This is a genomic window from Nocardia sp. NPDC058497 (genome assembly GCF_042720195.1).
Classification (GTDB): domain Bacteria; phylum Actinomycetota; class Actinomycetes; order Mycobacteriales; family Mycobacteriaceae; genus Nocardia.
Genome location: NZ_JBHXMY010000052.1, coordinates 1 through 9,916, shown reverse-complemented (window position 1 = coordinate 9,916; position 9,916 = coordinate 1). Strand labels below are relative to the sequence as shown.

General features: G+C 68.5%; 10 protein-coding genes. 8 read left to right on the top strand and 2 right to left on the bottom strand.

What is annotated here, in order from left to right; genetic code table 11:
- Window positions 1–439, bottom strand: a 439-nt coding sequence (locus ACFWPJ_RS06205) for a DUF6597 domain-containing transcriptional factor (RefSeq protein ID WP_378847824.1), incomplete at its 3' end; no start/stop codon positions are given.
- A gap of 112 nt (window positions 440–551) precedes the next feature.
- Here ACFWPJ_RS06205 and ACFWPJ_RS06200 point away from each other — a divergent pair.
- The 3 genes from ACFWPJ_RS06200 to ACFWPJ_RS06190 all read left to right on the top strand — a co-directional run bounded on the left by ACFWPJ_RS06200 (window position 552) and on the right by ACFWPJ_RS06190 (window position 2,291).
- Window positions 552–1,007, top strand: coding sequence for a DUF4442 domain-containing protein (locus ACFWPJ_RS06200; RefSeq protein ID WP_378847821.1), 456 nt, complete (start codon window positions 552–554; stop codon window positions 1,005–1,007).
- A 16-nt stretch (window positions 1,008–1,023) separates the two neighbouring features.
- On the top strand, window positions 1,024–1,356 hold the full coding sequence (locus tag ACFWPJ_RS06195) for a YnfA family protein (protein ID WP_378847820.1): 333 nt from the start codon (window positions 1,024–1,026) through the stop codon (window positions 1,354–1,356).
- A 95-nt stretch (window positions 1,357–1,451) separates the two neighbouring features.
- Window positions 1,452–2,291 carry a DUF1266 domain-containing protein gene (locus tag ACFWPJ_RS06190; RefSeq protein WP_378847818.1) on the top strand — a complete coding sequence of 280 codons (840 nt, stop codon included), beginning with the start codon at window positions 1,452–1,454 and terminating at the stop codon, window positions 2,289–2,291.
- Here ACFWPJ_RS06190 and ACFWPJ_RS06185 read toward each other — a convergent pair.
- A complete protein-coding gene (locus ACFWPJ_RS06185; RefSeq protein WP_378847817.1) occupies window positions 2,269–3,150 on the bottom strand; it encodes a hypothetical protein in 882 nt (293 codons plus the stop codon). The two genes, ACFWPJ_RS06190 and ACFWPJ_RS06185, sit on opposite strands and share 23 nt — an antisense overlap.
- Window positions 3,151–3,276: 126 nt before the next feature.
- Between ACFWPJ_RS06185 and ACFWPJ_RS06180 the strand changes: the two genes are divergently transcribed.
- The 5 genes from ACFWPJ_RS06180 to ACFWPJ_RS06160 all read left to right on the top strand — a co-directional run.
- Entirely contained in the window at window positions 3,277–4,428 is a 1,152-nt protein-coding gene (locus ACFWPJ_RS06180; protein ID WP_378847816.1) for a serine hydrolase domain-containing protein, read from the top strand.
- A gap of 41 nt (window positions 4,429–4,469) precedes the next feature.
- Window positions 4,470–4,682, top strand: a complete 213-nt coding sequence (locus tag ACFWPJ_RS06175) for a DUF5302 domain-containing protein (protein WP_378847814.1) — start codon at window positions 4,470–4,472, stop codon at window positions 4,680–4,682.
- An 88-nt stretch (window positions 4,683–4,770) separates the two neighbouring features.
- A complete protein-coding gene (locus ACFWPJ_RS06170; protein WP_378847812.1) occupies window positions 4,771–5,178 on the top strand; it encodes a hypothetical protein in 408 nt (135 codons plus the stop codon).
- Window position 5,179: 1 nt separating this feature from the next.
- Window positions 5,180–5,794 (top strand): hypothetical protein, encoded by a 615-nt coding sequence (locus ACFWPJ_RS06165; protein WP_378847811.1) that lies wholly within the window; start codon window positions 5,180–5,182, stop codon window positions 5,792–5,794.
- A 3-nt stretch (window positions 5,795–5,797) separates the two neighbouring features.
- Window positions 5,798–9,916: putative T7SS-secreted protein (locus ACFWPJ_RS06160; protein ID WP_378847809.1), on the top strand; the 4,119-nt coding region annotated here is incomplete at its 3' end.

The window sequence follows — 9,916 nt, the reverse complement described above, 5'->3', positions numbered from 1 at the left end:
CCCCGGCGATGGTGTCGACGATCGCGGTGAGTCCTGGATCGGCAGGGCCGGATTCGGACGCGAATCGCAACGCGATCGATTCCATCGCCGCCACGCGGTCGAGCGCGTTATCCACCCGATCGACCAGCTCCCTGGCCTGGCGATCGGGGACGATCGCGGCCAGGCCAACGCGCTGATCCAACAGTTCGACGGCCGGAATCCCCAGCAACGCCGGCGCGGTCCCCGGCGCGAACCGGATTCCGACGAATTCCGTCGCCCGTTCGGGGGGCACGTGGAAGGCACGGCTGTCGGGACCGGCCACCATCAGGGTGCCCTCGGTCCAGATCAGATCCATGCAGCCGTCGGGGAACACCGTGACCGGGTCGGCGGGCGGGGGCCCGGTGCGCGCCCAGACGACGGCTCGGTCGAGCCGCGCTGCGCGTTCCCGGTATTCCGCCACGCCTGCGACGGTAGCCCCGGGCACCGACAGATTGCCCCGCCGAGGTGGGCTACCGCCGATACCCTTGGCTGATCCGGGACAGCGGAGTCCCGTTCGGGAAAGGACGCGGCCCATGCCCGCAGACGACTTGGTCGACACCGTCAACAGCGCCATCGAACTCACCGTTCCGGCGGCGGCGAAGATGGGGGTGCGCGCGCTCGAGGTGCGCCGCGGATTCGCGGCCACCACCGTGCCGAGCGAGGGCAACGGCAACCATTTCGGCGCCATCTACGCGGGCGTGCAGTTCACCGTCGCCGAGGTGCTCGGCGGCGCGATCACCGCGGCCAGCTTCGATACCAGCGCGTTCTATCCGCTGGTGAAGTCGTTCGACATCTCCTTCCGGGCGATGGCCCGCACCGATCTGCGCGCCCAGACCTCGCTGAGCGAGGACGAGATCGAACGGATCAGCACCGAGGCCGCGGCCTGCGGGAAGGCCGATTTCGTGCTCGAAGCGGTGGTCACCGACGCCGAGGGCACCACCGTCGCCACCTCGCGCGGGGTCTACCAACTGCGTGCGTTCGGGCGCTGAATCGTAGGGTCGCGGCATGACCGTGCTGCGTTCCGTTGTGCTCTTCGTGTTAGCCGCCGTCGCCGAGATCGGCGGGGCCTGGCTGATCTGGCAGGGCGTGCGTGAGCACCGGGGTGTGGCGTGGATCGGCGCGGGTGTCGTGGCGCTCGGCCTGTACGGATTCGTCGCTACGTTGCAGCCTGATGCGCATTTCGGGCGGATCCTGGCCGCGTACGGCGGCGTCTTCGTCGCGGGTTCGCTGCTGTGGGCGATGGCGTTGGACGGGTTCCGGCCCGACCGGTGGGATGTGGTCGGCGCGCTGGTCTGCCTGGTCGGGGTCGGGATCATCATGTATGTGCCGCGTGCGTGACCTCGCTGCCACCGGACGCGGGACCGGTCGTAAGATCTGGCGGCACAACGTTTCGGCTCGGCAGAGGGGTGGGCTCGATGCAACCGGCAGGATCTGTGCAGCGACCGCGGGTTGCGGGATTTCCCGGCCCTGACATCGACGACGAACCAGACGTCTGGTCAGGTGCGGCCATCGACGACGACCGGATCAGGGCACTCGCCGTCGGCGCCTATTACGGCCGCAGCTGGGGTGCGCACTGCGACGGCGTCGCCTTCCTGCCCGAGGAGGACGACAGCACCTCGACCCGGCGCGAGACCGCGATCGAGGGACTGCACGAATCGTGGGGCGTCGACAATGCCGACGACGCGCGCGACACCATCCGCGGGCTGCTCGCGGGCATGCACGCGCCGCTGTTCGAACTCGTCCACCCGCTCGCCGTCGCGGCGGCGACCGAGCAGGGCCGGGTCGACCGGTCCGGGCTGGCCGACGAGCATCGCGAATTCCTGCACACGCTCTCGGGTTTCCGCGGTTATCGCGGCCCGGCGGGCATCGACCGCGACTACGACGCGTGGCTGCAGGCCATCAAACTCGGCATCACCGACAGCCTCCCGACACCGCTGCAGACCGACGCCACCGCGTGGGATCTGGCGCGGCTGGTCTTCATCGCCCGCGCCGCCTGCACCGCCGGCTATCTCACCGAGGACGAGGCCTGGGACCACATGCTGACCGGCCTGGACCGGGCCCGCCAGCACTACCGCAACTGGCGGCAGTTCGGCGACGGCTTCCTCACCGGCGCGATCTTCTGGGCCGCCGCGCAGGACCTGTCCGCCGCCAGGACCCAGATCGCCGAACGCAGGCGGATGATCGCCGGGCTGCACCTGCGCCCGTCGAGCCCGTGGCGGCGGGTGGCCCTGCACCAGGGTGCGCCGGTGTTCAGCCCGGCATGGCCAGCATGATGCCGACCGCCTGACGCCGGAACGGGTCGTCGGCGACCATCCCCAGCTTGCGCCGCTCCACCAGCAGCTGCCATTCGCCGAACAGATCCGCCGAGGACGGCAGCGACTGCGCGATCGAACCGTCGACGTGCTCGATCTCGCAGGCCAGCCGCAGCGCCTCGGCGACCCGGCCGAAATCGACCGGCTCCCAATCGAGAAAGTCCAGCTCGGCACCGGCGCCGGACACGCGCAGCGTCACCACTTGCCCCGGCACGGTCAGCACCTCGGCGCCGGTCAGCACCGCGACCGGGAACTCGTAGACCGCCCACGCCGAGACGAACAGCAGCCGCAGCGTGGTGATCACGACCAGTCCCGGTGCGCCCTCGTGCCCGGCCTGGGCCAGCTCGAGCACGTATTCGTCCGGTCGCGCGCAGCCGTGCAGGATCTCGATCTCGCGCACGGAGTTGCCCGCGTACCGCATCCGAGCCGCCGCGGCCGTCACATCGGGGCGCTGCGGGCCGTTCGGTCCGGGAACCGGGGCAGGCGGAACGAGATTCGGGCGCGGCGGGAACACGCGACGCAGACTGATCAGATCCCGCTCGACCGCCCTGACCAGGACCTGCGCCTGCTCGCGCACCCCGGTCTCCAGGAACACCGGCACCGGATGCCGATCGGTCGGCGCGCCCTGCACGCTGACCTGCGCGGACCGGAAGAACAGCAGCATCGCCAACTGGCCGTCGTCGGTGGTCGCGAGCGCGATCCTGGCCAGCTCGGCCACGGCGACATCGAGCGCGGCCTCATTGTCGGCCCGCAGCGGCGTCGTCACCAACCGCCCGTCCGCATAACGCACGGCGACCCGCGCACCCCATACCTCGATCACAGCCACGTCCTTCCTGGCCAGCCCCGCCTGGCTGGATCCTACCGATGGGGTTTTCCGGCGAAAGGGGGCGGCGTAGATTCGACTGCGCTGCTCGGGTGAGTTTTCTTCCACGAAGGGATCGCCGTCATGAGCGTGTCAGCTCGGAGAGCGTGTGCGGTACTCGCCGTTGCGTTCGTCTTCGCGACCGCGGCCTGCGGGTCCGACAGCGATAGCGAGTCGCCCTCGCCGTCCGAGAGTCCCGAGGCAGCGCAGATCACCGATATTGTGCGCGGCAAGGTGACCGAACTCGGTGTCAGTTCCGCCGTGTACGGCGTCTGGCGGGGCGAGGACCAGATCGCGCTCGGCGCTTTCGGCGGCTCACCGCTGGGTGTCCCCGCGACCCCCGAGATGAAAGTGCGTGTCGGCCAGCCGATGGAGCCCATGCTCTCCACCGTGCTGTGGCGGCTCGACGGCGACGCCGTGCTGAAGATGGACGAACCCATCGCCCGTTGGCTGCCCGACTTCCCGCGCGCGGACAAGATCACCCCGCGCATGCTCGCCGACAGCACCTCCGGCATCGCCGACTACGTGACCGAGCCGGAATTCCTGAAGATCTTCGGCGAGAACCCGATCCGCGAATGGACCGCCTCGCAACTGCTCGAGCGTGCCAACGCCCGCCCACCCCTGTTCGAGCCCGGCACCGACTTCGCCTACGCGCACAGCGATCTCGTCGTCCTCGGCGAGGTCCTGCAGACCGCGACCGGAAAACCGTTGGGCGAGTTGATCACCGACCACATCCTGATCCCGTTGGGCCTGCACGACAGCAAGGTCGTCCTGAACCCCGCGATCGATGCCCCCTATCTGCACGGCTACACCAACGAACGAAACGTCTTCGAGGACTCCACCTTCTGGAATCCCACCGCCTTCCTGCACAGCGGCAACATGAACGCCCCCGTCGCCGACATCGCCCGCTGGGTCCGCGCCCTCGCCACAGGCGAACGCCTCACCCCCGAGCAGTTCCAGCAGATGATGGGCCCCTCCACCGCAGGCCTCGGCCCGGTCACCACCGAAAAATACTTCGCCTTCGGCGTAGTACACCTCGCCGACTGGCTCTACATGAACCCGGCCTACGGCGGCTACAACGGAGTCGCCTTCAACGACACGAAGACCGCGACGACGATCATCGTCTATACCACCCACGGCCCCACCTCCCCAGCCACGAACAACGCCATCCCCATCGGCACCGCCATCGCCACCCACCTCGTCCCTGACCGCCCACCCGCGGTTCCCGGATCGTGAAGCGGGTAGGTCCGGGGGCTAGGACGTGGCAGGCTGTACCGATGGCCGACAAACAGGAACCCACCGCCGAACATCCCGGTGTCGAAGCACCCGAGTCACAGGAAGAGGCGACCAAGCGGAAGTTCCGGGAAGCACTCGAACGGAAGAACGGGCACGCCTCGATGGGTGGGGCGGCGCAGAACTCCGCCAAGGTACGCGGCACGCACGCCCAAGCCGGCGGCAAGCGCACCTTCCGCCGCAGGGCGGGCGGCTGACAGACCACGACGACCCCTGCGGACATGCGTGTACCCGTAGAATGACCTGAGCGACAGCAAGAGTCGGCACGGCGGGGAGGTTTCGGGGATGTCCGAGGGCGACGGCCGCGACCGGCTACGCGAGGAAATCGGCGCCTACTACGCGGGCTTCGGGCAGCCTGACGTACTCCGCGCCGCGTTTCGCCAGACCGCGCTCCTCGTCCCATTGACAGACGACGATCGCGTCTCCTTCGCACACTGGGGCGGCGTCGACTGGTTGTGCGCGTTCACGACCATCGAGGAGTACGCCCGGTTCGTGACGGCTCGCGATCAGCGCAAAGACGGCGGCGTCGACCCGGATCTGGAGTACCGTCACCACTGGCTGTTCGGGTGGCGACTGCAGGAATACGCCGCGTCCCGCGACGAACCAACGGGGATCGCGATCGACATCGTCGGTCCGGCGCCCATGGCGTTTCCGCCGGACGTCGCGGACGAAACGACGGAGGGGGTGCGCTGAGATGACGGTGAAAGTCGACCCAGCGGTGCTGCAGCAGGCTGCGAAGGGTATCGAAGACACCATCGGTCAGTTGTCGGAAATGGGGATCGGCGAGACCGGCAATATGGGCCGGGGTTTCGCGCTGCTCACCCTGTCGACGCTGGAGGCGGGCAGGCACACCGTGCAGAAGACCTTCGAGGAATTCACCGAACGGTGGTCCTGGGGTGTTCGCGCGCTCGTGCAGGGCGGCAACGCGATCGCACAGACGCTCGGCTTGGCCGCGGGCCGCTACGACGAAATGGACGCCAAGGCCGAGGGCACACTGAAGAAGATGTGGACCCACTTGGCAGGCAATCCGCATCTGTCCGACGAGGAAATCACGAAGCGATCCTGGGGAGACACCTTCGCCGACAACTCCTTCAACCACATTCGCAACGCGGATTACAGCATGCAATCCTTCGAGAACGCCAACAAGACCATTCAGACGAATATGAAGGTGATCGAGGCCGTCGGTCCGCAGGCACTGGCGAATGTGAGCCCACAGAGCGGACTGCTGACCGGCGAAACGCCCGGCTGGAACACCGGTGCCGCGCAGCGGGCCGCCGAGATCATGCAGAAGGGGCAAGGGGGGCAATAGTCCGTGGGGATCGGCGATTTCATCGACAAAGTCGGGAATGCGATCGAGGACGGTGTCGAGAATGTCGTCGAGCGTGCGGGACAGGTCATCGATGACGGCTTGGACGTCGTCGGCGACGCGGCACAGCACGTCGGCCTGGAAGGCATCGGCAATGCCCTCGACGATCTGGGCGACAAAATCGCTGCGGCCACCGGGGGTGAGTTCGAGGAGGAGGAACTCGGTCAGACCGAGGATCCCAAAGAATTGATCCTGGGTGAGCCAGCCGAAATCGGTTCCACCGCTGAGACTTTGAAGAAGATGGCGACCGCTGTCGAGTTGACGGGTCAGGCGTTGCGGCAGATCGATGCCGCTGAGTGGACCGGCAAGGGCGCGGACGCGTTCAACGAGGTCTACGACAAGCAGCCCAAACTCTGGTTCGACGGCGCCGACGCCATGACCGCGGCCGCGGGCGCCCTGGAGGCGTGGCAGAACGAGGTGAAGACCGCCCAGGACAAGGCGCAAACCGCCATCGACCGCTGGAAGGCCGCCGACTCCGAGGAGCGCCGCAAGAAGACCTGGTGGAATGGGCTGACCGGCGAACAGCAGCAACAGAACCCGCTGGTCGACACCTGGACATCGATCCGCAACGAGGCGCGAGAGATCCTGCGGGGAGCCAGGGTTCAGCGGGACAACGGCGCGTCGATCGCCGTCGGCGCGGTATCCGCCGCGACCGAGAAGGCACCCAAGGAACCGCCGTTCACGCAGCGGTGGATCGCCAATATCTCCGATCTCGGCGGGGTGCTCGAGCACGGGGCGCTGAATTTCTATTCCGGCTTGCTCACCAGCCTCACCGGGCTGGTGCAGTTCGTGCGGCAGGTGAATCCGACCGACATCTACAACATCACCCACCCAGCGGACTACGCTGAAGGGTTGTCCAACCTCGGCACCGGACTCGTTGTCGCCGTCGCCGATCCGGGCGCGGCCGTGACCGCGATCCTGAAGGACGCGCGGGCCAACCCGTTCGAATTCGCCGGTGCGCTCACTGGTGACGCCCTGCTCACGGCAGCGACCGGCGGTGCCGGTAGTGCGAAGGTGGCCGCCAGTGCGCTGCGGCGGCTCAGCAACGCGGGGCGGCACCTGCCTGACGGGCCGAGCCCGCACAGTCCGAGCCCCACCCGGGAAACATCGCCGACCAGGGAACCCACGCCGGCCAGGGAGTCCGACCAGCGCGCGGGCCTGCCGAATTCCGAACCGGGACACTCGCCGGGCCAGGAACGTCCGGTCGAGGCGTCACCTCAGCGGGAAGCGCCCGCGGCGAGAACCGAGGACAACGACAGCGGACACTCGCAGACTCCGCAGCGCGCCGAGCCACAGCAGTCCGAGCGCCCGGCACCCACCGAGCGTGAGCAGCCCTCCGCCGCCGCGCCCGAACCCCGCGGCCACACACCCGATCCCGAACCCACCCAGCGGGCCGACCCCAGCCCGTCGCCGGACTCGAACCCAGACCCCGACCCGAAAACCAGCCGCCCGGAGCCACGCCCAGAAGCAGCGGGCTCACAGCCCGATTCGACGCCAACACAACGCGCGGATACAACACCGACGCCGCAGTCCGACCAGACACCAACGCAACGCGCAGACACAACACCGACACAGCAGTCCGACCACACACCGACCCAACGCGCGGACACAACACCGACACAGCAGCCGGACCACTCACCAACACAGCGCGCAGACACAACCCCAACGCATCAGTCCGAGCACACGCCGGCACAGCGCACGGATTCCGCACCTTCGCACAATGATTCGACGCCGACCCACCGTGCGGAGTCACCCGCGCAGCAGCCGGATTCGACGCCGACGCAGCGCGCCGATTCGTCGACGACACAGCAGCCGAATCCGGCTGCATCGCACTCGGATCCGACCCCTTCGCGGACGGAATCGGACAATGCCCCCGCCGCGCGCCCTGACCACGACTCGCCACGTGCAGACCGGGACAGCACACCGGCTCCACACCGGGATGCGGACTCCCCGCAGACCGATCCCAGCACGAGCCCGACACAGCACAACACCGACAGCCCGGCGCCGTCGCCGGACACCAGTCCGACCAGGGACGTGGACACCAACCCCACGGCATACCCGGATACGACGCCGACAGCCCTCTGGCAGCCCGGTTCCAGCGTCCACCCCGACGGCACCCCCTCTCGACCACATCCCGACCCGGCATCACCGCGCACCACACCGACGAACGGCACTCCGGATTCACCAGCCCGCCCGGACTCGACATCGCCGCGACCACATCATGATTCGAATCCACAGCGGGCGACGGACCCGCCGCGTGCCGGTGCGGCGCCGGACTCTTCGTCGCGTCCCGGACAGCATTCCCCGCTGACCGCCGGGCCCCGCCCGGACTCCCCGAGCCGAGCCGCGGGCGACCCGACATCCCGCGCGGACACCGGCCGCGTCCACGCGGACTCACCCGGACGAACTCCTGATCGAGGCCCCACCGACCCGGTCATCCCACACGATCGCACGCCGGACCGCAATCCTGACAACCCCAAGGACCGACACCCCGACTCCCCGACGCCTCGCACCCCGGACCGTGACCCCGATGCCGCCACGCACCGCACCCCCGACCGCGACACCCCCACCGATCGCAGCCCGGACCGCGACCGCGACACCGCGTCAACCACCGACCGCGATCCCGACTCCAAGACCGACCGGACACCGGACCCCCACACCCCCACACCCCGGGACCGCGCCGACGCCGACCGCGATGCCTTCGACGAGGCGCGTAAGCCCGGCGCCGAACATGACCGGACACCGGACCAGAAGACCTGCTCCACCGACCCGGTCGATATCAGCACCGGCGAATTCCTGCTTCCCGAAACCGATGTGGAATTGCCCGCGGTGCTACCACTGATCCTGCGGCGCTCGCACCACTCGAACTTCCGTTTCGGCCGCTGGTTCGGCCCCTCCTGGTCCGCCACGCTGGATGCCCGGATTGTCGTCTCGGCGGCGGGTGCCACTTTCCTCGGCGAAGACGGAATCATGCTGGCCTTCCCGCACGCCGAACCGGGCGAGCCGGTGCGCCCGCTCACCGAGAGCCAGAGCTGGTCGCTGACCCGGACCGACAGCGGCGGCTATCGCGTGTGGGATCAACGGCGGGAACTGATCTGGCATTTCGCGCCCGAATCCGGGCTCGACGGGCTCGAGACGCAACTCGGCGACTACGCCGTCTCCGCGATCACCGACAGGCACCACAATCGGATCCGGTTCCACTACGACTCCGACGGCGTCCCGGTCGAGGTCTCCCATTCCGGGGGATACCGGGTCCGCGTCGACACCGCCCACGGCCGGATCACCGGGTTGGCACTACTCGCCGACAGGCCGGACGCGGGGGAAATCGCGGTTCCGCTGCGGAACTTCAGCTATGCCGCAGGTCAATTGACGGCTGTCACGAACGCCGTAGCAGCGACGACGTCCTACACCTATGACCCCGCGTATCGGATGACCTCGTGGACGGACTCGAACGGCAGTCGTATGGTCAACACCTACGACGAGGCCGGTCGCGTGATCCGTCAGCGCGGCAGCGGCGGAATTCTCGATTCCGGCTTCGAGTATGTGCAGTTCCCCGGCGGCGCGGGCAGACTGACCGCCGTCACCGACTCCGTCGGCGCCGTCACCACGCACGGTTTCGATCGCGAGCTGCAACTGCGCGACCTCGTCACCCCCGACGGGGGCCATTTCCATACCGACTACAACGCGCAACGCAGGCCACTGACCGTCACCGGGCCCGATCCGGCGACGGTCACCGCCTACCGTTACAACGACGTCGGCGATCCGGTGGAGATCATTCGCCCGGACGGGATCTCGCTCGAGTACGAGTACCTGTGGCGGAACAGGCCGACGACCATCACCACCGCGGACGGTTCCGTACACCGGCGGGAATGGTCGGACAACGGTGACTTGACCGCCGCGATCGATCCCGCCGGAGCACGCACCGAATTCACCTATCACCAGTCCGGGGGCCGCGGGGGGGGGGTGTGTGGGGGGGGGCGGGGCCCCCCACCCGCCGCATACGCCCGGCTGGGCCTACGGCCTAATGATAGCACAGCGGGGGGGGCCGTCCGACGACAAGGAAGC

Bases quoted from the DNA above. Each gene is read 5' to 3' on its own strand.
- ACFWPJ_RS06200 (WP_378847821.1), top strand. From the start codon at position 552: ATGCCCGCAGACGACTTGGTCGACACCGTCAACAGCGCCATCGAACTC.
- ACFWPJ_RS06195 (WP_378847820.1), top strand. From the start codon at position 1,024: ATGACCGTGCTGCGTTCCGTTGTGCTCTTCGTGTTAGCCGCCGTCGCC.
- ACFWPJ_RS06180 (WP_378847816.1), top strand. From the start codon at position 3,277: ATGAGCGTGTCAGCTCGGAGAGCGTGTGCGGTACTCGCCGTTGCGTTC.
- ACFWPJ_RS06175 (WP_378847814.1), top strand. From the start codon at position 4,470: ATGGCCGACAAACAGGAACCCACCGCCGAACATCCCGGTGTCGAAGCA.
- ACFWPJ_RS06170 (WP_378847812.1), top strand. From the start codon at position 4,771: ATGTCCGAGGGCGACGGCCGCGACCGGCTACGCGAGGAAATCGGCGCC.
- ACFWPJ_RS06165 (WP_378847811.1), top strand. From the start codon at position 5,180: ATGACGGTGAAAGTCGACCCAGCGGTGCTGCAGCAGGCTGCGAAGGGT.